Here is a 23,415-nt window from a genome sequence, read left to right on the forward strand (position 1 = left end):
AAAGACCTTTGATCTCTAATTTAGAGCAATGCGTTTTATAACTCTTTTAATAAGCATTTTAATTATAGTAACTGGCTGTAAAAAAAATGAAAAAACTATAACTACTCCAGATCAGCAAATTAAATTTGTTACAAAAAGCATCAAGTACGCAAAAGGCTTTTCAATAAAATATTTTGACACGCATAAAGAAATTACCGTTACATCTGCCTGGCCAAAAAGCAAACAAACTTTTAAGTACCTACTGGTAGAAAAAGATCACGAAATACCTTTCCATGACAACAAAGCGGTGGTTATAAAAACTCCTGTATCTAAAGTGGTCGTAATGTCTACTACCAACATTCCTACATTGGAATATTTAGATGTTGACAAGTGTTTGGTTGGCTTTCCCAACACCGAATATATTTCATCAAAGAGTACTAGAAAAAGAATAGATTCCGGTGAAGTTAAAGATCTTAATAACGATCTGGATATTAACATGGAGCTTCTTCTGGATTTGGCACCCGAATTGGTTATTGGGTTTTCTGTTAACGGTAATGACAAAACTCTTAATCAAATAGAAAAATTCAACATTCCTGTTGTATTTGATGGCGCATGGACAGAAGAACATCCGCTTGGAAGAGCTGAATGGATAAAATTTATAGCCGCTTTTTTTAATAAAGAAGAAAAAGCAGATTCTATCTTTGGTGAAATTGAAACATCTTATTTAAATGCAAAAAAAATGGCTTTAAATGTTGAGAAAAAACCAACGGTACTTTCGGGATCTATGTTCAAGGACGTTTGGAACATCCCTGGCGGCAATAGCTTTATAGCCAAATATTTTAGAGATGCTAACACTAACTATTTATGGCATGACAACAATAATACAGGAAGCCTCCAATTAAATTTTGAAAATGTACTTCAAAAAGCACAACAGGCCGAATTATGGATAGGTGCTGGAAATTTCAACAATAAAGCACAAATGATATCTAGTAGTAAAGGCTATTCCTTTTTTGATGCATTTAAAAACAACACTATTTATACCTATACAAATAAGGTTGGCACTAAAGGGGGCTTATTATATTACGAATTGGGTTCCCTACGTCCAGATATCATATTAAAGGATATTATTGCCATTGCACATCCAGATTTACTCAAAAATCACGAACTTTACTTTTTTAAACGCTTAGAATAATTGCCTAACAAAAGCACATATAAACTTGCCTTTACAGTACTAATCATACTTTTATTATTCTGTTTTTTCGCTAATATTAGTTTAGGCTCGGTATCTATTTCTAATTCTGAATTATTAAACATACTCCTGGGGACTTCCAAAAACAATTCCTTACATCAAATCGTATTTAATTATCGGCTACCAAAAGCGTTCACTGCCATTATTGTAGGTTCTGGTTTGGGAGTATCGGGTCTTATGATGCAAACCTTATTTAGGAATCCACTAGCAGGCCCCTTTGTGCTAGGTATAACTTCTGGTGCCAGTCTTGGAGTTGCCTTAATAATCATGGGATCTGCTGCTTTTGGGGGTATATTGGTAGGGAGTTTGGTTACCAAATGGGGCATTGTTATAGCTGCCAGTTTAGGAAGCTTTTTAGTTTTACTGTCTGTTTTGGTTGTATCGTCCCGTGTTAGGGATACTATGGCCATTCTCATTATTGGCCTTATGTTTGGAAGTATTACAACCGCTATTGTTAGTGTACTTTCCTTTTTTAGTTCTGCCGAAGAACTACAACAATACATTTTTTGGGGATTTGGTAGCTTAGGAAACCTATCATGGGAAGAAGTGTTTATTTTATTTATCATTTACTTTTTTGGAATTCTTTTAAGCTTAAGCTCAATAAAAGCCTTAAATACATTATTACTGGGAGAAAACTATGCCAGGAGTCTAGGGCTGCACATTAAGCGCAGTAGATTAGTAATTATAGTAGCTACCAGTTTGTTAGCTGGCACCATAACAGCTTTTACAGGACCAATAGCATTTATTGGGTTAGCCATTCCACATATGACCAGACAGATTTTTAACACATCTAACCATAAATTATTACTACCTGCCGTATTTATTTTTGGTGCCATCATTATGCTTATATGTGATAGTATAGCTCAGCTCCCTACAAGTGATTATACACTTCCTATTAACGTTATTACATCGTTAATTGGAGCCCCCGTAGTTATATGGTTGTTGGTTAGAAAACGAAAAATGGTTTTTTAAAATAGTTAAAACACAGAAATTGGTGACAACTAAACCCAAACATATTATTTTAAATACTACAGATTTAGCAATAGGTTATACTTCAAAAAAGTCTAAAAGTATTGTTGCTTCTAATATTAACATAGAGCTCCACCGTGGTGAATTGGTTGGGTTGGTTGGCGCAAATGGCATTGGAAAGTCAACACTTTTAAGAACACTAACAACCCTTCAAAACCCGTTGGGCGGGAGCATAAAACTAAACAATAAAACACTTTCAAATTACAGTGCTATTGAACTGGCTAAAACCATGAGTTTAGTCCTAACAGAACAAATTGTTTCAAAAAATTTATCTGTTTTTGAGTTGATAGCTTTAGGGAGACAGCCCTACACCAACTGGATTGGTAATATGCAGGCCGAAGACATTTCTATGGTTAATCAAGCCTTGAAATTAGCCAACATTTACGACATTAGGTATAAAAAGTGTTTTGAACTAAGTGATGGTCAATTACAAAAAGTAATGATAGCAAGAGCCCTAGCTCAAGACACGGATTTAATTATTCTGGACGAGCCCACCACGCACCTAGACATGTATCATAAAGCGTATATTTTAAAGTTACTCCAAAAGCTTGTTAAAGAAACCAACAAGACCATTTTGTTTTCTTCTCATGAAATCGATTTGGCCATTCAATTATGTGACAAAATGGTTGTTATGGTTAAAGACAACGTAGAAGCCGATCAACCTTGCAATTTAATTACTAAAGGCGTTTTTCAATCTTTGTTCCCCAAAGATCTCATCGATTTCGATTCGAATACAGGAAGCTTTAGAGTTAAAAAATAATGTAGCCGCATCCTTTAGGGATACGGCTACAGAATTCAAAAAGTGATTTTAATACTAAAATCTTATTAACTAACTCAAAAATTATTACTTAATGATATCCAAAGGCTTTGTAGTTCTCCAAGCTCCCCTTGTAAAATCAGGGAATTTTTGAGAATCACCGTGTGCTTTAACCGAAGCCTCGCTTAATGGTCCTACAGCACTCCAGAAACAACCTTCATAAACATTTTGATCTAAAGGTTGTCCCTTACGCAAACATTCAACAATACGGTAAAGCATCATGAAATCCATACCGCCATGGCCTCCCATTTTCTTGGAAACTTCCCCTAAACGTTTATACAATGGGTGTTCGTACTTTTCGTAAATAGCTTCTAATGCCTCTCCTTGTGCCCAACTATGATGGTTTTTAGTTGCCCCTTCAACACCTCCTTCTAAGGCAATACGCGTAGGGAAACCTGTTAAAGTTCCGTTAGTTCCCTGAATTAGATTATGTCTGGAATATGGTCTTGGACTTGTTTCGTCCCATTGAACCATAACCGTACGACCTAAAGTTGTTTTTATTATAGATGTATTTATATCACCTCCCTTAAAGTCCATTTGATTCCACTTATGGTCTTTATCAAAATTCTTTTTGGCATATATATTACGTCCACGTCCAGGTGAAGAAAATGAATTGATGCGTTCAAAGTTATCTTCTCCTCTTGCTAAATTCATGTATTGTGCTACTGGACCTAATCCATGTGTAGGATATAGATTACCGTCTCTATTGGCATACTCATAACTTCTCCACGATCCTGTTCCACGTTCTACCTGATGCATTTGTCCACGTAGTTCATGAATATAAGCAGCTTCACCATGAAGTAATTCCCCTATTACACCTTGTCTACACATATTAAGATACAACAACTCCTCACGTCCATAATTAACGTTCTCCATCATCATACAGTGCTTCTGTGTTTTCTCTGATGTCTTCACTATGTCCCACATTTCTTTTATGGTCACTGCAATAGGCACTTCTACAAAGGCATGTGCTCCGGCCTCCATTGCTGTGATAGCCATTGGCGCATGCAAACTCCAAGGTGTTGCTATAACAACCATGTCTGGCTTAACAGTATTCAACATCTTTTTCCACTCATCTGGCCCTCCGTAGTAAGTCTTAATATCTTTATGACGTTGTCCAGCACCAATCTCTTTACACTTATCGGCCGACTTTTTGGCTAAATCTTCATACAAATCACTTATAGCAACTACCTCTGTTCCTTCAATAGTAGCGATCTGTCTTGCATGACCCGAACCTCTTGCACCAACACCAATAAAAGCACATCGTACTGTATCCAGTTTAGGAGCTGCAAAATCCCCCATATAATTTTCCTTGTATGCATTTGATGCCTCATAGCTATCGGCATTCAAAAAATTTGGCAAGAAAGCTAAACCTACACCTGCCATTGATGATTTTCTTAAAAAATCCCTTCTATTAGAATTCATAAATACAACTGTTTTAAATTTTGTGGTCTAAATATACATCCAGAAGTCGTATAACTAGGTGAACAAATGGGTGAACGCATTATTTTTTTAAGAAAAAAACATTTTTTTAACGTTTCTTTCACTTTAGCAAGTCCTGATAATTAACTCCATAAGGCTCGGCATAAAGAGCTTGGTAATTCTTTGAAAACGTAACATAAGCGTTCTGAGCAAGTCCATGTTTTCCTAAAGCAACCAATTCGATAATTAAAATTTGAAGGGCATTTTCATTCAAACTGTCGAACAAAAGAATTGTTTTAGCCATTTTAACACATACCTGTCCGGGTAAATTATGATGATGATAATTGTATATACCAGACAACAGATGCTCTACCTCATTTGATAATTTAGCCTTAAAATAATCGGCCCACTCGGTTTGAGTGCTTTGTAAAACATTCCCTTTCTTTAGTAACTCAAGAAGGGTCTCCAAATCACTCAAAGCAATAGTTTCATTAGCCATATCTGATTCTATCTGCTCTTTTAGACGCATGTATTCGTAGACATCTACCTCCAAAGTATCGGCATTAACAATACGCCATTTCTTGTCTTCAAAAACAACCTGCAACCCCTCGACTTGCGATAATACCATACGCAACTTCCGAATGTTCCCACTTCGATTTTCTTTTGCCTTTACTTTGGACACACCTGGCCAAAACGTTTCTGTAAGTTTATTGGTTGTAACACCATCCTTCTCATCTATAGCCGATAAAATTAAATAGGACACTAATTGTTTGTGAAGTGGAGAAAATGAAGGACTCTGCCCCTTCGTCTTATACAACTGAAAACTCCCAAAAAGGCTTAACATGTCTTTTTCAACCTCAGCCTTGTTTTGGCGTATTACATAAGGAATAGAGGTCTTAGGTTTTGCTTTTTTAGCCTTTTTTCTTTTATATGTTATCATCACTATCCCTACAATACAAACAAAAATGACAACCAAAGCCAAAAGCACATAGTTTCTATTACTTTCTGAGCGCTTATCTGCTCCCTCAAACAACATGGTAACCTCCCTTTGTGAAAGTCCCCTATCCCAAATTTTCAAGTCATCTATAGCGCCATAAAATTGCTCCCCCCAGATATTGTTCCCTATAACCAATGACTGATCGGACGGAATAATTTCGGACGTATCAATATCGCCTATTTTTTCGCCATCTAGATAAAAATCTACCGTTGTCCTAGGGTTATACACTACCACTAAGTGCTGCCACGTCCCTATTTTAAAAGGACGTTCTACAACATGGTCTTTTATGGTAGCCGCTGTAAAGTCGGGACTTCCTTTATTTAATTTAACGGAAAACGCCAGACCAAAACCTACAATCCCCATAAATTCAGGAAGCGCTTCTGGTTTTAACCAAACAGAAACACTTATAGGCGTTTCGAAATTAAGCGTATTTTCCTTGGAGTAATCAATAAAAGCGTCCTGTGCATTTAAATACAATACCGTGCCTCGCTCTAAGTCATCAGCAAAAGTAATATCCTTTGTTATAACCCTGTCCCACTCATTATCTGCTCGGTTTACAACAGTTTTATCAAAAGTAAAATCATATTCTAAAGCATCTTCTAAAACTACATCGTACGCTGTAAATAAACGTGGAGCATCCGTTTGAGCTACGTGATGAATCACTTCGGCAGGAGTTATACGGTACCCATTTTTATAAGGGGACAGCACTTGTTCCTTTTCGGTTAAGGGAAAGGAAAATTTAGCAGGTGTAATCACTTTGGGTGAATTAATCCAAGATATTTCACTTAATAATGCTCCATTATATTCTAATACGCCTCGAAAACGCCTGGTACGATTTAAAGAATCAGCTACATGCGTGACAGTCAAAGCATCCAAGTATGGAGCATCAATAAAATTAGGTGCCTTACCCGTTGTTTTCCAAAACTCAAAAACATGTTTAAAAAGGGTTGTATCTGTTTTTGTATGCGTACTAAAAAGCACAAGTTTGTTTAAGGGATCTGCAGTAAACCTATTTACATATTTACTTTCATTTCTAACACGTCCTATGGAAGTTTCGGCCAAATCCTGTTGAAAAACAGAAAGAACCCTCACCCCTTGCTCTTTCAATACATCAACTTTGGGCCAATCGTCTTCCGTTTTAAAAAAGATTTTTTCAGGAAAATACAATTCCAGAAAATTACTTAGATCTTCCTTGTTATATACCCCTCTAAAAACAAACGAAATTACGGCCTCTGTATCTTCAGTTAAAAATTGGTCTACTTCCAACAAAATTGTTTTTAAAGGAACCTCATTTATCGCACTCTTAACGACATACTTTGCTCCATTCTTTTCAACATCAAAAATAAAAGCACGAACACCTTGATGAAGTTTAAATGTAATGGAATCGGCCGAAGCCCCACTTACAAAAACATAGTCGTCTACCGTTAAATCATTCTGCGAATAGCCTTTCGGCAGGTATAAAAAGGGAAAAAGCATCAATAACAATAGATAATTTTTTGTTAGCATAAGAAACCTATCTATTAGCATTAACCTGCTCTTTTTTTTTAATGAATGAAGTTTTTGTTTTAGGTAGCCCAAAATACAATTAATCTCAAAATTTATAAGCAAAATTGACCTTAATTACCGACTTACAACCAAAATTATATAAAAATAGTAAAAGTGAAAAAGAAAGGCGCTTAAAAGAAAATCTCAAATAATAGAATTTATTACTTTTACTTGATAATCGAGTTTTAAATGTTCCGAGGCTTGCCCCGAGGCAATTTACCTTAATCCAATAAAGTACCATGAACGACAATATTATTCTTATTCTTTCCATACTTATTTCTGCTGCCATCGGTTATTATATAGGGTTACTTTTTACAAAACTTAAAAGTAAAAGTGAAAAAAGTACGCTTGAAGAACGCCAAAACCAATTACAACTTCACATAGAGAGCTTAAAGCAAAACTTAGACAAAATTGAAGGTGAGCGTGAGGAAATAAGAAGAGAAAAAGAATTTTTAAATGCTGAATTAATCCGAAAAAATACCGAGTACGAAAATTTGCAGCAACAAACTTTAAAACGAGACAAGGAACTTGAAGAGCGCCAAGAACAGCTGCGCAAAGACTTCGAATTGTTAGCAAACAGAATATTAGACGAAAAATCAAAAAAATTTACACTCCAAAACCAAGAAAACATAAAAAGCATTTTAAATCCACTTCAAGAAAAAATAAAACATTTTGAAGAAAAGGTCGACTCCTCCCAAAAAGAAAGCATCAGTATGCATTCGGCCTTAAAGGAGCAATTACTAGGCTTAAAAGACTTAAACCAACAAATGACCAAAGAGGCCACCAATTTAACCCGCGCTTTAAAAGGGGACAGTAAAATGCAAGGAAACTGGGGTGAATTGGTGCTGGAGCGCGTATTGGAAAAATCTGGATTGGAAAAAGACAGGGAGTATTTTGTACAACAAAGTTTTGCGCGTGAAGACGGCTCCAGAGTTATGCCTGATGTGGTACTACACCTGCCAGACAATAAAAAAATGATTATTGATTCTAAAGTGTCTCTTACCGACTACGAACGTTATGCTAATGCTGATGAAGACGATAAGCCACCTTTTTTAAAGGCACATGTAAACTCCATTAGAAAGCATGTCGATCAACTATCTGCAAAAAACTATCAGGACCTATATGACATAGAGTCTCCCGATTTTGTATTAATGTTCATTCCAATTGAACCTGCTTTTGCTGTTGTAGTACATGAAGACAATAGCATTTATAATAAAGCTTTTGAAAAAAACATTGTTATTGTAACACCATCTACCCTATTGGCAACTCTGCGAACTATTGACAGTATGTGGAATAACGAAAAACAACAGCAAAACGCCATTGAAATTGCCAGACAAGCGGGTGCTCTATACGATAAATTTGAAGGCCTTGTAAAAGATTTAACTGGTGTGGGCAAAAAAATTGACGCAGCAAAAATGGATTACTCAGCCGCAATGAACAAACTGGTAGAGGGCAGAGGCAATCTTATTACTAGTGTTGAAAAACTTAAAAAGATGGGAGCAAAAGCCAAGAAAGCATTACCAGAAGCTATTATTAAACGTGCTCAAGAAGAAGAGTAAGCTCCTCAAAGCAAGCCTTGGAGCATAAATCTCGATTATCGAGTAAATATTTGTTTATCAACCAAAAACGTGATATATTTGAATATTCCTCAATAAAGGAATATATTTAATTATTCCTTATTTAAGGAATTTAATTTATTATTCTGTAATCAAGGAATGTAAAAAATTAGCTTATTATGACTAGCGTAATTACTGGTGATATTATAAAATCCAGAAACCACAGTAATCCCGAAATATGGCTAAAAGAACTTGAATTGGCAATGTCTACACTAAGCTCAAACAAAAGCCATTGGGAAATATATCGAGGTGATAGTTTTCAAATAGAAATACCGGACTACCTTTCGAGTTTTGAAAAAGCCGTTTATATAAAAGCATGTATTAAATCTATAAAAGGTTTGGATGTTCGATTGGCCATAGGTATTGGAAATAAAACCTACCAGGGTAAAAAAGTAAGCGAATCAAACGGTGAAGCTTTTGTGTATTCAGGCGAAACTCTAGAGACCCTAAAGAGAGAAAAACAGAACTTACTTATCAAAACGAATAATACAAAACTGGATAATGAGCTAAATCTTTATTTTAAACTGTCCTCGATTGCTATGGATAACTGGACCGCAAATTCCGCAGAAATTGTAAAGCTCAGTCTTGAAAACCCCAACACGCTCCAAAGCGAATTGGGCAAAATGATAGGCATTAACCAAAACGCCATAAGCAAAAGACAACGGCGAGCCTATCTTAGTGAAATTCTTGAATTAAACCGCATGTACAGACATAAAATAACGATCCTATCATGATTTTAATTAAACTTTTAATAGCCCACCTTATTGGTGATTTCTTTTTACAGCCCAAAAGCTGGGTTAAGAGTAAAGAAAAGAAAAAACTAAGATCACGCGAACTATATTTTCATGTACTGATCCATGTTGCCCTTACTGCACTAATATTATGGGACCTAACACTAATACCCATTGTAATAGCTATAGGCATTTCCCATTTTATTATTGATGCAACAAAACTTTTAATCCAAAAGAAAAAAACAAAACGCCAACTCTTCTTCTTAGATCAGTTATTTCACATTGCCATTATCGTTCTTTGTTATTTTTTCTTTACCGATAATATCTTGCATATTAAAAAGGTAATAACTGAAAACAGTCTGTTGTTAATACTCTGCTTTATATTTTTAACAACACCGGCCTCAATAATTATGAAAACTATTTTTATAAAGTGGAATATTTCAGAACTTACTAAAAATAATAAGTCCCTTGAAGATGCTGGAAAATATATCGGTATATTAGAACGCTGTTTAGTTTTTATTTTTATCATCTTTAACCATTGGGAAGCCGTTGGATTTCTCATAACTGCTAAATCGGTTTTTCGGTTTGGCGATTTAAAAAAATCTAAACACAGGCAGCTTACAGAGTACATTTTAATAGGCACACTCATTAGTTTTAGCATAGCCATAATAACAGGTATCATTTATAATGTTGTAATTAACCATGTTTAAAAATATTACGGATTCACAAGTAACTATCACAGAATTAATGCTTCCTGCACACTCCAATTTTAGTGGTAAAATTCACGGGGGCTATATTTTAAATTTAATGGATCAAATTGCCTTTGCCTGCGCCTCTAAACACTCAAGGCATTACTGTGTAACGGCATCAGTAAACCGGGTAGATTTCTTAAATCCTATAGAAGTTGGAGAACTTGTTACCCTAAAAGCATCTGTAAACTATACGGGACGCACCTCTATGGTCATTGGTGTACGTGTTGAAGCCGAAAACATACAAACGGGTGAAAAAAAGCACTGTAATTCGTCCTATTTCACTATGGTCGCCAAAGACGACCAAGGTAAAAATGTAAAGGTACCAGGGCTTATATTGGATTCTGAACAGAGTATTCGTAGGTTTTCAAGGAGCATTGCCAGACAGGAACAGGCTAAAAACAGGTCCACAACCTTTAAATCGACAGAATTTAAAATGGATGACCATCTGGAACTACTTAAAAACCACAATGCACAAATAGCGATTTAGTGCAATTAAAATGCTAGCCTAAAAACCATATTAGGGGTTATTCCCAGTGAATACTGCTCAACTTTATTAACAGTATTATTTCTTAGCCTGTAAAAATTGTTGATCTCATTTTCCTGGTCAAGTACATTCCAAACAGACACACCTAAAACTGCTCCATTATTCCATATTTTAAAATCGTACATTGCCGAAAAATCCAATCTCATATAATCCCTTAAGCGATCGGAATTAGGTGCACCATAATTAATAACATTATCCTGAAAGCTATTATCAATGAGCGGTCTTGTTGTCGGCTTTCCTGTATACCAATTAAATCCTGCAGAAACTTTTAGTTTATTTAGGGAATATGCTGTTCCGAACGTTACCATATGTGTAATATCATAATTACTTGGAAACCTTGTAACCGAAAGGTCTTTAAAAAAATAAGAGTTGTCCATATAAGAATAACTCAGCCATGAATTAAAACTATGTATCGCTTTCCTTAACAATAGCTCCCCTCCTTTTACTTCGTAACTCCCAGTAGACTTAACAAATTCGAATTGATTTTGAAATCCCTGACTCTGTGATGTTATTCCGGTAACCTTTTTATAGTATGCATCTACATTTAGCAACCATCCTTTTTTGTTGTAACTGATTCCGGTAGAAACTTGTTTACCCTGAATAACGGGTACGTCATTGTTGTTCGATAATTGCCATCTTCGTTTTTCAATTCCCAAAAAATCACTCTGAAAGTTAATCACCTGTGAGGTATTCTGGTGTTTGAACTCTCCCAGAACCTCCCAGGTAAAATAGTTTAAAAACTTATGGCTAAAACTAAATCGGGGTTCCAATAACTGCTTATGGAACTTTGATAAATAATTGTATCTGATCCCTAAATTTAAATTGGTTTTTCCACTTAACGACCTATACCCTATCTCTGAAAAGACCGCATGTGCCCTTAAAACTTCTGAAACCAACGACCTGAACAACGGACTATCAACATCGTCTAAATTGGTCACCTTAGTTTCTATAAAATGATAACCATTTAAAAACTGAAAACGCTCATTAATGGCATAATTCATTTTTAACTTAGTGCTGGTTTCAGACACTATATTCTCCTGAAGAAACCGTTGGGCATCCAAAATATTCGCATTAATCGATTGCAGCTTATAATCTGTCTCGTAGATTTCCAAAACGGTTTGCAAACGTCGTGTCCAATCACGTTCATAATTAATAGCCCCGGCTATACTTTGTTGGGACAAACTACTTTTACGGGATTCTTCATTATTATTAAGGTTGGCATTTTCGTTAAAAATAAGCCGGTTGTGCACATTAATAAAATTAAGCCTTAGCTTATCCTTTTCAGTTATCCGATATAGCCAACGCAAAGACATATCGTGAAAATCGAACGACTTATCGGAATTGGTTATGTTCATTTGATTATTGGCCACTTCGGTGTTTTGAGAAATTCTGTCGAAAAATGCCTTATATGTAGGCGTCTCAACAAAGTCGCCAATTGACTTTCTAGCTGCTATTTGAATGGAAGAGGTTTTACCAACGGGTGTGTCAATATATCCATTAACATTGGTTAAATTGGCACCAAGCATTCCTTTAAACTTTGAATTAACCCGCTTGCTACTTTGCATATCTATAGTACCCGAAACACCATCGGAAAAAACAGCACTACTACCATTTTTACGCAAAGAAACATATTGTGTTATTAATGGGTTATACATGGAAATCAAACCAAAAAAATGGCCCGATTGGTACATTTTTATACCATCCCAAAGTATTAAGTTTTGATCGTGCGTACCGCCTCTTATATTAATATTAGAAACCGTTTCGTTACTACTTTGCACACCAGGAAAGTTTTGTACAGATTGCAAAACATCGGCTTCTATAAGTCCTGGTAAAATATCGAATTTTGAAAAATCGATATCAAAAGAACCATTATTTATTTTGTTAATTCCATTAACGATATAGTTAGAAATTAACACTTCTGTAAGCCTTTGAAAATTTGGCATTAAAAAAATGTCTGGGCAGTCTCTATCTTTTAGGGCATTGTAAGTTACATATGTTGTTTTATACCCCAAATAACGGATTACAATTGGTTTAGAAGTATCTTTTACCTGCAACTCAAACACACCTTTTTCATCACTTGTAGTGGCCTCGTCCCCCATTTGAATGGTAGCGACAGATAAAAGCGCTCGTGTTTCCATATCCCTTATGGTTCCACACAAAATTTTAACAGGATTATGTTTTATGGAAATAACATGAGCTCCAATTCTTGTAAATAAAAGGCTGGTAGCATTTTGAAGATACGCAAGAGAGTCATCAAGTGACTTTAAATCTGTATTCCACTTAACTGTAAGGCCTTTAACTGTGTCCTCTGCATAATTAAATTGAACTTTGTATTTAACTTCTAAAAAAGAAATAACCTCGGCAAGCGGTTTTTCCTCATTTTGTGAATACAAATCACTGATTGAACACGTGAAAAATAGTATTAATAAAAATTGCTTAATTCTTTTTCTCATGAATAACTACCAGGTTTGAAGCTTTCATCTCATAGGTTAAATTCATAGGTTGCGTAATTGCTCTCAATGCATCTTCTAAACTATCATGAACAAACCCTCCAGTAAACAACCTCTGGGGATTAAAATCTTTAAAGACTACCTCAACACCGTATTGCCGTTCTAATTCAGCAAAAACCTCTTTAACCGTGACTGCTTCAAAAATACTCATATTTTCTGTCCATCTGGGGACATTCGTGATGGTTTTTCCCTGAGTGAATTTACCGTTAAGTATCCGATAGGTATCTCCTGCATGTAATGTTCGCTTTATTGTATCAGCATAAACCTCAACCACTCCCTCAAAACACTTAACTTCATAAAGATGATCCCTGTCCTTAATATTGAACTGAGTTCCTATAACAGTTACTGTACCTTGATTGGTTACAACCTTAAAAGTATTTCCTTTCTCAACTTTAAAATAAGCCTCTCCATGGAGTGTTAACTCGCGATTATCTTGCCAATTTCTTTTATGGTATGCTATGTCGCTCAATGCGTTTAAGGTCACAACCGAATGATCTGGCAACTCTATCATTTGCGTTTCACTGGCTAGGGTCTTCACTTGTGTGTAATGATTATAAAAGAGTGTGTAGTAAATACCAAGAGCCACAATAAAAACACATGCAACCTTTAGATACGATCTAAAATTATATAACTTTTTAACTGGAGCTTCGTTCTTAAAAGATTGCGCTTTAAAAGTATCAAAATGTGATGCTTTAACAAAATGTGATGCTTTGAAATATTGAGCGTTTTCAATAATCTCTTTATTGAATTGTGCGTCATCCAATGCATCAAACTGCTGTTCTTCTTCAGCCGTAAGATCATTGTTCAACCATTTTTCTATTAATGACTTCGAATTCATACACTTTACTTTTATATATAACAATTAAAGCTCAAAAACTCCTGATTATTTTATTTTAAATCCTTCCAATTCTTTCTTCAAAATATTAAAAGCACTGTAAATCCTGTATTCAACCACCTTTTGCGTTACTCCTAATATCTCAGCTATCTCACCATGCTTTTTACCTTCTACCTTATTCAGTAAAAAAGCTACGCGTTGTTCATCATTTAAACTGGCTAAAACAGCTTTATACTTCTCAAAATACTGTTTTTTTTCCAGAATAAATTCAGGCGATTCACTATGGTAAATATTGGGCTTATCCGTTTGGTATTTCAAAACAACTTTTTGGTGCTTAATCGCATTTAACATCATGTTATTAGCTACAGTGAATAAGTAGGATTTGGCCTTGTCAACACTTACCTTTTTACAATTATTCCACAATTTCACAAAGGCCTCCTGAGCTTTATCCTTTGGATTGAGTGCCTCACCATACCGATAATATAAATAATCTGTCAAATCCTTGGAATAGGTATTGTAAATACTTTCAAAAACCTTCTCTTCACAAATTTTAGTATGCAATTCTTTTCTCAATTTTTATATGCACTTTTAAATTTATTTAAAAATTCTCAGGAGATTCTAACTTTAAGTTGTTATAGTTATATAAATGAATCTAAAATGAAATTCAAAACAACCTTTTTCATCTGCTTAACAGCCTTATTAATAGTCGCTTCCTGCAGAAAAGAAGAAATGGAATTCATTCAGGCTCCTACCGACCAAACATTAATTGCCAACTCTTCTATTGCTAAGTTAATGCAAAAAATGTCTACAAACGATGGGTCTAACGACAATATTATTGATAAATCTAACTGTTTTAACATTAAACTTCCTATAGATGTCACCGCAAACAACATAGATCTAACTGTAAATACGCAAAATGATTATGATATAATTGAATACATTTTTGATGATTCTGATGATGATATAGACATTTTAAACATTACGTACCCCATTACCATTGTTTTGGAAGACTTTACTGAAATAGAGGTTAATTCTTCTTCCAAATTTTACAGTCATTCGAATACCTGCAAAGGCGAAAACGAAACAGATGACGACATTGAATGCCTTGACTTTTTATACCCTATTTCCGCATCTGTATTCAATAAGAATAATGAAATAATCCAAACCGTTACGTTAAACACAGATAAGGAGCTAAATCATTTTATAACGCTTTTAAACAAAGATGATCTGGTTAGCATCAACTTTCCTGTAAATGTGGTACTCACAGACGATGCCCTTTTAAGCGTTAACAACTTAAATGAACTTGAAGATGCAATTAACACCCATAAGAACGATTGTGACGAAGATGACGATTTCGATTATAATGATGATGATTGTGATGACTGTAATATTAAAGACTTAACGGCCGTTCTTACCAACTGCAATGGTTGGACAGTAGACAAACTAAAAAGATATAATTACAATTACGATGATGCGTACAACGATTACACTTTTAACTTTCATACGGATGGTACCATCACCGTGTATTACGCTAATAATACCGAAGAAGGCACATGGACAGCTAGTGGTACCGGAAACAACCTGACTGTAATAATCGACATCCCCGAATTACCATATTGCAATAACGATTGGATTTTGCATGAAATATCTGAATATACAGAAACCCGAATTGATTTTAGGGTTGGGGATGGCGATAGAATGCGATATAATAACAACTGTAATTAAAATATTGATTTAAACATTAAATGAAAAAGAAAAATTCCTTCGCATCAATACACTGATGCTTTTATTTACATCTTTTAATGTTTAACAAAACTGCTTCAACTAAATGTTGGAGCAGTTTTAAATAAAAAATGAAAAACTATGCGAAAATGGATTATTCTTTTCATAATCATTATTGTTGCTGTTATAGGCTATAACTATGTTTATCAAGACCATCGGGACATAAAGGCCGAAGTACCAGCCTATGTAATATCCTCTGCAACACTGATAAACGAATTTGTTGACAACTCAATAGATTCTGAAAAGAAATATCTTAATAAAACTGTAGAAGTTTCAGGAAATGTTAGTGAAATAAATTCTAATGATCTAACCATAAGTGACGGTATCTTTTGCTTATTCAATACGCCAGTTGACAAAGCAACCATACAAATAGGCTCCCAAATTAAAATTAAAGGACGTGTTATAGGCTATGATGATCTGCTTGAGCAAATCAAATTAGACCAGTGCAGTATACTTACTAACTAATTTTAATTTAGAACGATGAAAAGTGTATTACGAAAATGCCTATTTGCAATAATTTTGAGCTTATCTATTGTTGCATTAGGTCAAACAACAAATGATTTCAGTCCTACTAAAGATAACACTATCTATAGTGAAAGCAATAATTCTAATGGACTGGGCATGCTGTTTTCGGGAAAAACCGACTCCAATAATGGCAACAACAACAGAAGGGCTTTAATTCAATTTGATATATCGTCCATACCTAGTAGTTCAATGATAACAGAAGTAACGTTAACACTAAATGTTAATAAGGATGCGCCTGCTGCTGGGAGTGAAACCTACAATTTATACGGTCTTACTAAAGATTGGGGAGAAGGTTCTTCTTCAGGTGGTGGCACTGGAGCTCCTGCTATTGCACCAGATGCAACATGGAACGATGCCATGCTTGTCACCTCTAGCTGGAATAGTCCAGGTGGGGATTATTCAGGTACTTCATTAGCTTCTTTAGACTTTTCTGGAACTGGGAATTTTACATTTTCATCTACTTCAAATCTGGTAACCCTGGTTCAAAGCTGGTTGGATGCACCAAGCTCTAATCATGGAATAATTCTAATTGGAGACGAATCAAAATCTGGTACAGCTAGACGTTTAGGAAGTAAAGACTCTGGTGTAGCTCCTAAACTTTCTGTTACCTGGGAACCAGCATTAAGTAATGATGAATTTGTATTAAACAATTTTAGTATGTATCCCAATCCCAATAAATATGAAATTAAACTACACTTCCCATCGGCAATTTCAAAAGCTTCCGTTAAAATATTCGATAGCTTAGGAAAAGAAATATATAAAACTGGAACCTATAGTAAACCAATAAATGTTTCCGATTGGAGTAGCGGCATCTATCTTGTTCGGGTAACATCGTTAGGAAAAACAAAAACCAAACGTTTCGTAAAACTTTAAATTAAAAACTAAATAAAACCTTTTAAAATATGAAGAACCTACTATTGCTTTTAGTGTTTATACCCATTTTAAACTATTCCCAAAATGATCTGTTAGACGAAATAGATACAGACTCTATCTGGGACACACCGACCACAGCGACCTTTAAAGGACTTAAAATAGTTAATTTTGAATCTACCAAATTGGTGGCAAAAAACGAGTTTACATTTATTGTATCCCACCGCTTTGGGAGCGTTAAAGATGGCTTTGATAACTTTTTCGGACTTGATGATGCCGTAACGCGCTTAAACTTTGTTTTTGGGGTTTCCGACGGCTTTAATATTGGTGTTTCCAGAAGCTCCTTTCAAAAAATCTATGAAACCTCGATTAAATACAGGCTTTTAAGGCAAGAAGAAAATGGTTTTCCTTTTACCATTGTTGGTTTTAATGCCTTTTTAATAAATACTGCTCTAGACAAAGATAATTTACCGCTTTTGGAATTTAAGCATCGATTGGGCTATACCGCGCAACTATTAATATCCAGAAAAGTAAACACTAATTTATCTCTGGAGTTAGCCCCTACTTTTTTCCATGATAATTATGTAGTCGTCAACGAGCAAGACAACTCACAATATGCTTTGGGTATTGGCGGACGTTATAAACTAAGTAAACGATGGTCTATAAACGCCGATTATGGCTGGCACTTAAATAGGGCTGATAACTCTCCTTTCAAAAATCCATTATCGATTGGTTTCGATCTGGAAACTGGAGGCCATGTTTTCCAAATGCATTTTACAAACGCCCAATCCATGAACACCAATGGCTTTTTAGGTCAAGGCGCTGGCGATTGGAGTGATGGCAATTTCTATTTTGGTTTTAACCTAAGCCGCGTATTTTAAATAACCCCAACAAATACTTTATAAAAATGAAAAACATACTATTAACAACTTGTTTACTTCTAATCACATTATATGCATGTACCAATGCCAGCGAAGATGATTTAACAGATTCAACCCCAATTGCTACAACCATTACCTACAACGATCATGTTAAGGTTATTATAGACAATAACTGCATTGGTTGTCATAAAAGCCCTGCAGTAAATGGAGCCAATGTATCATTACTGACTTATAACGATGTAAAAAATGCAGTTCAAAACAATAACTTAATAAGTAAAATTAACGGTAATGGACCGGGAGCTCAAATGCCCTTGAATGGCCAAAAACTACCGCAAACATCGATCGATATCATTGAAAAATGGGAAGACGATGGCTTTTTAGAAAATTAATAACCCTTTAAATTTTATATGCTATGAATTTTAAAAATTTTATTTCCGCTTTTTTGTTCTTACCATTATTGTTAAACTGTTCCAGCAGTGGAGACGATACCACAGAACCGACCCCTGATCCTGATCCCGATCCCTCAGAAAAAGTAACCTACGATGCAGACATAAAAAGCATTATGACAGGTAATTGTACCTCGTGTCATGGCAGTACACCAACACAAAATGCTCCCATGTCTTTAGTAACCTATGCGCAGGTTAAGGCTAACGTAGATAAGATAATTACTAGAGTAAACAGTACATCAAACCCTATGCCACCATCATCCAGTAACGCACTGTCTGCATCTGAAAAAGATTTGATAGATCAATGGAAGGCTGATGGGCTTTTGGAAAATTAAATAGTTTTGGCAGTATTTTTGGTTACATTTAGTTATAACCAAAATATTACTGCCAAATAAAATAAGTAAAAATGAAAAAACTACTATATATCTTTGCTTTCATAAGTCTTAACTGTTTATCTCAGTCAAAGTTTTTAACAAAATCCGGCACCGTTAGCTTTGAAGCGTCTGTGCCTTCTTTTGAAGAAGTAGCTGCCAAAACCAATGCCGCCACAGCAATTCTTAACACCGAAAATGGTGAATTTGCTGCTTTGATCTTGGTTAAGGGGTTTCGCTTTAAAAATGCTCTTATGGAAGAGCACTTTAATGAAAACTACGCCGAGTCTGACACATACCCTAAAGTTACTTTTAAAGGCAAACTGAAAGATTATGAAGCAGGACAATTAAAAACCTCAACTGCTTTTAAAATTGATGGTGAACTTACGTTTCATGGTAAATCCCAAAAGCTGGAAGATATTCCTCTAACGATAACAACAAACAACAATACCATTACCATAACAGGTAATTTTGTTACTTCCCCCTCATATTTTGATATAAAAATACCCAAAATAGTAAGTAACAAAATTGCTGAAACCGTAGATGTAACATTCCATTTCGAATTACAAAAAAAGTAAACTGACTAGTTCCCTTAAAACAATTTAGATCTCGCTTGGTGACTAAAAAACAAGTCCGGAATTTCATTAGAAACACCGGACTTGTTTTTTTATTACAATAGTTTTTAGTGTAAAAACACTCTTTACTAGTTTAACTATCTACTTTTTATAATACTTTATATAACCCCTATAAGCAAAAGCTCCCAACAGAGCAACTATACCGCAGGCTATCCCTATAAATTTAAGACTGACTATTTGATCGCCGCTGGCATAAGAATGCAAGCCGGCCAAATAAAAATTAACACCAAAATAGGTCATCATAATACTAGAAAAGGCCACAATAGACATTAAATTAAAAAACCAACGACTACGAAGTTTTGGCACAAATCGCATATGGATCACAAATGCATATATCATAATACTTATGAGAGCCCATGTTTCTTTTGGATCCCAACCCCAATAGCGTCCCCAACTCTCATTGGCCCACATACCTCCTAAAAAGTTTCCTATTGTTAACATTACCAATCCAACAGTAAGTGACATTTCGTTTATTATGGTTAACTCCTTAATATTAAGCGCCATTTTTTCCTTGTTGCCCTTAGTTGTAAAGATCATTAGTAATAAAGCTACTACCCCTAATATCATACCTAAAGTAAAAGGCCCATAACTTCCTACGATAATAGATACATGAATCATTAGCCAATAACTGTTAAGCACTGGCTGCAAATTTGCAATGGCAGGATCCATCCAGTTCCAATGCGCTATCATTAATATCATGGACGTTACAAAGGCGGTTGCCGCAATAGTCAAGTCACTTTTTCTTCCAAAAACCAAACCAAACAACATGGTTGCCCAAGCTACATATATCATCGACTCGTAAGCATCGCTCCAAGGTGCATGGCCAGAAACATACCACCTGGCTATAAGTCCCGAGGTATGCAATACAAACAATCCAAGGATAATAGCTTTAAAGACATTTACCGAAATGTTGATAGCCTTACTCCTGTCCTTAAAAATTTGAACAATAAGTACAACAAACAATAGTGCACCAGCATACATATACCAGCTAAACAACTTCTTAAAAATATCATATTTATTATATAGAATTTCGGTTTTTACCTTACTGTCCGAAATCATCACATCTGCACCATACTGATGCTGTGTTTTTTTAAAGGCAGCCAACAGCTTCGAGGCCTCCGAAAAATCCCCCGTTTGTTTGGCATTGTTAAGCGTATACAGATAAGCTCTAAATCCATTATTTACAAAATTACTATAGAGCGAATCCTGGATTTTATAATTCCCATGCTTATAATCATAAGCCGAAATCCACTTGTTATTTTCATCATTGGGAATCGGAAATATTTTAAGAGATGCTCCTTCTATAGTATTATAAAACAAATCTACATGTTGATGTACTTCTCTAAATTCCTTTTGAAATGCATTAGGCGTTAATGTTGAATATGCCTCTTCTAAATAGGGTTCCAGCTTATATTCTCCGCGCTCCGTAAAAAAATCAGCCAGTGTTGCATATTTTTCTTCTTTTTTAATCCCAATGATTTTACGAATGGAATCATCCTTTTTCAGCTTTAAAAACATTACTGGTACATTATACCACAACATAGGACTCTCCTGAATTGACAAGAACACTTGATTGGCATCAAATTCCTCATAAGTGTCACTTTTACTTATCTTACGAAGCATCTCAGACGCATAGGTATTAACCGGCATCATACGGCCGTTAAGATCCTGTATTACCAAATGCCCAAAAATATCGGCGTGTTCCTTTGGCGTTATGTTGGCTCTCAGCACAGAGTCTATTTGTACCTTTGTTGGTTTCACGTAAGCATGCCCTTCTTGGCCATGCTCCTGTGCAAATCCGTTAAGTCCGACAAACAATAATACGATAGATACTAGTTTGGCCTTTTTTATTTTAACGTCTTTAAGTTGTTCTTTTAAATGACCAAAACGTGAATATTTAGAGAATAGAATGGCCAACAATCCAAAATATAGCAAGAAATAGCCAATATAGGTTAGCAATGTCCCCCAATAATCATGGTTCACAGACAGATGCGTACCTCCTTCGTCGGGATCAAACCCAGATTGAAAAAAGCGATACCCCCTATGATCTAGAATATTGTTCATATAGATTTTATAATCAAAATCGCCTTCTTGCTCATCTAAAATAGTCACCTGACTGGAATAAGCGGAATAGCCTTTTTCCGTTCCAGGATAACGTTCGGCCTCAAAATCATTTAGCTTAATTGAAAACGGTAATTCCAAAATTTTGGAGCCATACTTAAAGGCAAAATCCAAACCGCCTACACTTACTTGCTTAAACTTCCCGCTATATCCTTTTCCTCCAAGAAGACCTACTTTTTTAGTTTCACCATTGGAGCTTACCTTGAGTACAACACCATCCTGATCATTCTTCAATATTTGTGATTTTTGAACGATATCAAACTCCCCTTTAACAACGGGCTTAGGAAATACCATTTGCATGTTACCAATTACATATCGCGACCGCAATATTAAAGGTTGCACACTATCTTTTATTAATTTTCCTTGTGCCATTGTTGCCATGGTCATATACTCACCTTCAAAAGGAGAATTAATAGTCAACGAATCACCTTCATATGTAATATTAATAGCTCCCGGTGTTGGCTTGTTAAGCGCAAATAGTACGTTATGAATACTTTGTACCTGCCCTACTTTTAAGAAGTGATTATGTGGCCCGGAAGCAGCTGCTTCCACTACTTTCAAGTATGATTCGCCTTCTTCACTGGGAATAACATCCTCTTCTGCTCCTACAATGAATTTTTCAAGTTCTATTGATACGGGTTGTTGATTGTATTTTGTATCAATCTTAAAATCATTATCCAATCGCCCAGAAAAATCAACTTCCCTTTCAACAGGCAAGCGTTGTGCTACACCATCAATTTCATAATCTCCATCTATATAAGTAGTAATATATGTTTTTTGTGACAAGAACGTATTCTCTGTGGCGCCTTCACGAATGGCCATCATCCCTTCAAAACTAACATATCTGGTAATAAATGCCCCTAGCAGAATAAAAATAAAGGCTCCATGCAATATAAAGGTCGCCCATTTTTCTTTCTTATACAATCTGAATCTAAATATGTTACCCGAAAAATTGATAACAAAAAACAGCATGATGGCCTCAAACCACCAAGCATTGTATATCAAGTTACGGGTATAAGGCGTTGGCGAGGTCTCTTGTCCGGCATCTAAAAAAGTACCTGTTGCCATAGCAGCGGCAAAAACAAGAAACAAAATAGCAGTAAGTCGTGTGGAGAATAGAATTCTGGTGAGTTTATTTTGCATAACATGAACCCTTTTTAAGGTCGTGCAAATTTAAGTATTTTAGTTCATTTTGAAATGTTAAAGTATTCAAAATATAAGATTCTGAAGTCGTATAAAACACGTAATTGCATATTGAATACGTAAGTAATATGCACAAACACTTCTAACTTTAAACTTTAAACTCTTAACCATTCACTGTTCACTATTCACTTACTTTGTCTTGCTTCAAAAATCTTTAAATATAGAAATGTTGCCATTTTCCTTGCACGGCTCTTAGCATTCTCGGCATAATCGCCAGCAAATAATTCATCTATGGTTTGTAGCCAAAGATTAAGCCACAGTCCGAAATGCTTCTCCGTGATTGAATTATTGTTCTTTTTATCAACTTGAATATGGGCTTCTAAAGGATTACCAAGGTATTTTGTTTTTAAGAACAAACTGGCTTCCCAAAAGTCGGTTAACCGCTCCAAATGGGCATCCCAATCAACAATAATATCATTAAAAAAAGGCCCCAGAACCTCATCTTCCCTAATTTTTGAATAAAATGATGAAACCAGTAAAAACACATCCTCCCTGGTTTTAATATCTTTTTTTAAGTGCATTTCCTTTTTCAAAATTCAATTTTATAGCAATTAA

Annotated in this window: 21 protein-coding genes; 14 read left to right on the plus strand and 7 right to left on the minus strand. The window is 35.3% G+C overall.

Annotation, left to right across the window (positions count from 1 at the left end; all coding sequences use genetic code 11):
- Positions 1 to 28 precede the first annotated feature (28 nt).
- From ABD792_RS17850 to ABD792_RS17860, 3 genes are read left to right on the plus strand one after another with little or no spacing between them, the layout of a single operon-like run.
- Positions 29 to 1,171: an ABC transporter substrate-binding protein gene (locus tag ABD792_RS17850; RefSeq protein WP_345007732.1), complete on the plus strand. Its 1,143-nt coding sequence runs from the start codon at positions 29 to 31 to the stop codon at positions 1,169 to 1,171.
- Positions 1,172 to 2,200 carry a FecCD family ABC transporter permease gene (locus ABD792_RS17855; protein ID WP_345007733.1) on the plus strand — a complete coding sequence of 343 codons (1,029 nt, stop codon included), beginning with the start codon at positions 1,172 to 1,174 and terminating at the stop codon, positions 2,198 to 2,200. It begins immediately after the preceding gene.
- 22 nt (positions 2,201 to 2,222) lie between these two features.
- Entirely contained in the window at positions 2,223 to 3,017 is a 795-nt protein-coding gene (locus ABD792_RS17860) for an ABC transporter ATP-binding protein (protein WP_345007734.1), read from the plus strand.
- A gap of 84 nt (positions 3,018 to 3,101) precedes the next feature.
- On the opposite strand, the gene ABD792_RS17865 is transcribed toward ABD792_RS17860, so the two are convergent.
- Both ABD792_RS17865 and ABD792_RS17870 read right to left on the minus strand, forming a co-directional pair.
- The gene (locus tag ABD792_RS17865) at positions 3,102 to 4,499 is read right to left on the minus strand and encodes a Gfo/Idh/MocA family protein (protein ID WP_345007735.1); all 1,398 of its coding nucleotides are present in this window, start codon (positions 4,497 to 4,499) and stop codon (positions 3,102 to 3,104) included.
- Between the two features lie 118 nt (positions 4,500 to 4,617).
- On the minus strand, positions 4,618 to 6,999 hold the full coding sequence (locus tag ABD792_RS17870) for a LamG-like jellyroll fold domain-containing protein (RefSeq protein ID WP_345007736.1): 2,382 nt from the start codon (positions 6,997 to 6,999) through the stop codon (positions 4,618 to 4,620).
- A gap of 278 nt (positions 7,000 to 7,277) precedes the next feature.
- On the opposite strand from ABD792_RS17870, the gene ABD792_RS17875 reads away from it, so the two are divergent.
- The 4 genes from ABD792_RS17875 to ABD792_RS17890 all read left to right on the plus strand — a co-directional run bounded on the left by ABD792_RS17875 (position 7,278) and on the right by ABD792_RS17890 (position 10,624).
- Entirely contained in the window at positions 7,278 to 8,597 is a 1,320-nt protein-coding gene (locus ABD792_RS17875; RefSeq protein WP_345007737.1) for a DNA recombination protein RmuC, read from the plus strand.
- A 176-nt stretch (positions 8,598 to 8,773) separates the two neighbouring features.
- Complete coding sequence (locus ABD792_RS17880; protein ID WP_345007738.1) at positions 8,774 to 9,388, plus strand: transcriptional regulator; 615 nt, start codon at positions 8,774 to 8,776, stop codon at positions 9,386 to 9,388.
- Positions 9,385 to 10,095, plus strand: coding sequence for a DUF3307 domain-containing protein (locus tag ABD792_RS17885; RefSeq protein ID WP_345007739.1), 711 nt, complete (start codon positions 9,385 to 9,387; stop codon positions 10,093 to 10,095). The genes ABD792_RS17880 and ABD792_RS17885 overlap by 4 nt, the downstream gene beginning before the upstream one ends.
- Positions 10,088 to 10,624, plus strand: coding sequence for an acyl-CoA thioesterase (locus tag ABD792_RS17890; RefSeq protein ID WP_345007740.1), 537 nt, complete (start codon positions 10,088 to 10,090; stop codon positions 10,622 to 10,624). Before ABD792_RS17885 ends, ABD792_RS17890 begins: the two co-directional genes overlap by 8 nt.
- Before the next feature lie 5 nt (positions 10,625 to 10,629).
- Here the strand turns inward: ABD792_RS17890 and ABD792_RS17895 are convergent, their stop codons facing one another.
- The 3 genes from ABD792_RS17895 to ABD792_RS17905 are packed head-to-tail and all read right to left on the minus strand — an operon-like array spanning position 10,630 to position 14,599.
- Positions 10,630 to 13,134, minus strand: a complete 2,505-nt coding sequence (locus ABD792_RS17895; RefSeq protein ID WP_345007741.1) for a TonB-dependent receptor — start codon at positions 13,132 to 13,134, stop codon at positions 10,630 to 10,632.
- Positions 13,118 to 14,029 carry a FecR family protein gene (locus ABD792_RS17900; RefSeq protein WP_345007742.1) on the minus strand — a complete coding sequence of 304 codons (912 nt, stop codon included), beginning with the start codon at positions 14,027 to 14,029 and terminating at the stop codon, positions 13,118 to 13,120. The genes ABD792_RS17895 and ABD792_RS17900 overlap by 17 nt, the downstream gene beginning before the upstream one ends.
- A gap of 45 nt (positions 14,030 to 14,074) precedes the next feature.
- On the minus strand, positions 14,075 to 14,599 hold the full coding sequence (locus tag ABD792_RS17905) for an RNA polymerase sigma factor (protein ID WP_345007743.1): 525 nt from the start codon (positions 14,597 to 14,599) through the stop codon (positions 14,075 to 14,077).
- A gap of 84 nt (positions 14,600 to 14,683) precedes the next feature.
- Here ABD792_RS17905 and ABD792_RS17910 point away from each other — a divergent pair, with 84 nt between their 5' ends.
- The 7 genes from ABD792_RS17910 (at position 14,684) to ABD792_RS17940 (ending at position 19,479) form a co-directional block, all read left to right on the plus strand.
- Positions 14,684 to 15,751, plus strand: coding sequence for a hypothetical protein (locus ABD792_RS17910; protein WP_345007744.1), 1,068 nt, complete (start codon positions 14,684 to 14,686; stop codon positions 15,749 to 15,751).
- 138 nt (positions 15,752 to 15,889) lie between these two features.
- Complete coding sequence (locus tag ABD792_RS17915) at positions 15,890 to 16,273, plus strand: OB-fold protein (RefSeq protein ID WP_345007745.1); 384 nt, start codon at positions 15,890 to 15,892, stop codon at positions 16,271 to 16,273.
- Positions 16,274 to 16,288: 15 nt separating this feature from the next.
- Complete coding sequence (locus ABD792_RS17920) at positions 16,289 to 17,206, plus strand: DNRLRE domain-containing protein (RefSeq protein ID WP_345007746.1); 918 nt, start codon at positions 16,289 to 16,291, stop codon at positions 17,204 to 17,206.
- Positions 17,207 to 17,235: 29 nt separating this feature from the next.
- Positions 17,236 to 18,084, plus strand: coding sequence for a DUF5777 family beta-barrel protein (locus tag ABD792_RS17925; RefSeq protein ID WP_345007747.1), 849 nt, complete (start codon positions 17,236 to 17,238; stop codon positions 18,082 to 18,084).
- Positions 18,085 to 18,110: 26 nt separating this feature from the next.
- Positions 18,111 to 18,473, plus strand: coding sequence for a hypothetical protein (locus ABD792_RS17930; RefSeq protein WP_345007748.1), 363 nt, complete (start codon positions 18,111 to 18,113; stop codon positions 18,471 to 18,473).
- A gap of 23 nt (positions 18,474 to 18,496) precedes the next feature.
- Positions 18,497 to 18,865 carry a hypothetical protein gene (locus ABD792_RS17935; RefSeq protein ID WP_345007749.1) on the plus strand — a complete coding sequence of 123 codons (369 nt, stop codon included), beginning with the start codon at positions 18,497 to 18,499 and terminating at the stop codon, positions 18,863 to 18,865.
- A 71-nt stretch (positions 18,866 to 18,936) separates the two neighbouring features.
- Positions 18,937 to 19,479 carry a YceI family protein gene (locus ABD792_RS17940; RefSeq protein ID WP_345007750.1) on the plus strand — a complete coding sequence of 181 codons (543 nt, stop codon included), beginning with the start codon at positions 18,937 to 18,939 and terminating at the stop codon, positions 19,477 to 19,479.
- A gap of 138 nt (positions 19,480 to 19,617) precedes the next feature.
- Here ABD792_RS17940 and ABD792_RS17945 read toward each other — a convergent pair whose 3' ends face one another.
- Both ABD792_RS17945 and ABD792_RS17950 read right to left on the minus strand, forming a co-directional pair.
- Positions 19,618 to 22,800, minus strand: a complete 3,183-nt coding sequence (locus ABD792_RS17945) for a cytochrome c biogenesis protein CcsA (protein WP_345007751.1) — start codon at positions 22,798 to 22,800, stop codon at positions 19,618 to 19,620.
- A 185-nt stretch (positions 22,801 to 22,985) separates the two neighbouring features.
- A complete protein-coding gene (locus tag ABD792_RS17950; protein ID WP_345007766.1) occupies positions 22,986 to 23,381 on the minus strand; it encodes a group III truncated hemoglobin in 396 nt (131 codons plus the stop codon).
- Positions 23,382 to 23,415 lie beyond the last annotated feature (34 nt).

Source organism: Snuella lapsa, assembly GCF_039539345.1.
GTDB lineage: Bacteria > Bacteroidota > Bacteroidia > Flavobacteriales > Flavobacteriaceae > Snuella > Snuella lapsa.

Bases quoted from the DNA above. Each gene is read 5' to 3' on its own strand.
- ABD792_RS17850 (WP_345007732.1), top strand. From the start codon at position 29: ATGCGTTTTATAACTCTTTTAATAAGCATTTTAATTATAGTAACTGGC.
- ABD792_RS17865 (WP_345007735.1), bottom strand. From the start codon at position 4,499: ATGAATTCTAATAGAAGGGATTTTTTAAGAAAATCATCAATGGCAGGT.
- ABD792_RS17870 (WP_345007736.1), bottom strand. From the start codon at position 6,999: ATGCTAACAAAAAATTATCTATTGTTATTGATGCTTTTTCCCTTTTTA.
- ABD792_RS17875 (WP_345007737.1), top strand. From the start codon at position 7,278: ATGAACGACAATATTATTCTTATTCTTTCCATACTTATTTCTGCTGCC.
- ABD792_RS17880 (WP_345007738.1), top strand. From the start codon at position 8,774: ATGACTAGCGTAATTACTGGTGATATTATAAAATCCAGAAACCACAGT.
- ABD792_RS17885 (WP_345007739.1), top strand. From the start codon at position 9,385: ATGATTTTAATTAAACTTTTAATAGCCCACCTTATTGGTGATTTCTTT.
- ABD792_RS17890 (WP_345007740.1), top strand. From the start codon at position 10,088: ATGTTTAAAAATATTACGGATTCACAAGTAACTATCACAGAATTAATG.
- ABD792_RS17895 (WP_345007741.1), bottom strand. From the start codon at position 13,134: ATGAGAAAAAGAATTAAGCAATTTTTATTAATACTATTTTTCACGTGT.
- ABD792_RS17900 (WP_345007742.1), bottom strand. From the start codon at position 14,029: ATGAATTCGAAGTCATTAATAGAAAAATGGTTGAACAATGATCTTACG.
- ABD792_RS17910 (WP_345007744.1), top strand. From the start codon at position 14,684: ATGAAATTCAAAACAACCTTTTTCATCTGCTTAACAGCCTTATTAATA.
- ABD792_RS17915 (WP_345007745.1), top strand. From the start codon at position 15,890: ATGCGAAAATGGATTATTCTTTTCATAATCATTATTGTTGCTGTTATA.
- ABD792_RS17920 (WP_345007746.1), top strand. From the start codon at position 16,289: ATGAAAAGTGTATTACGAAAATGCCTATTTGCAATAATTTTGAGCTTA.
- ABD792_RS17925 (WP_345007747.1), top strand. From the start codon at position 17,236: ATGAAGAACCTACTATTGCTTTTAGTGTTTATACCCATTTTAAACTAT.
- ABD792_RS17930 (WP_345007748.1), top strand. From the start codon at position 18,111: ATGAAAAACATACTATTAACAACTTGTTTACTTCTAATCACATTATAT.
- ABD792_RS17935 (WP_345007749.1), top strand. From the start codon at position 18,497: ATGAATTTTAAAAATTTTATTTCCGCTTTTTTGTTCTTACCATTATTG.
- ABD792_RS17940 (WP_345007750.1), top strand. From the start codon at position 18,937: ATGAAAAAACTACTATATATCTTTGCTTTCATAAGTCTTAACTGTTTA.
- ABD792_RS17945 (WP_345007751.1), bottom strand. From the start codon at position 22,800: ATGCAAAATAAACTCACCAGAATTCTATTCTCCACACGACTTACTGCT.
- ABD792_RS17950 (WP_345007766.1), bottom strand. From the start codon at position 23,381: ATGCACTTAAAAAAAGATATTAAAACCAGGGAGGATGTGTTTTTACTG.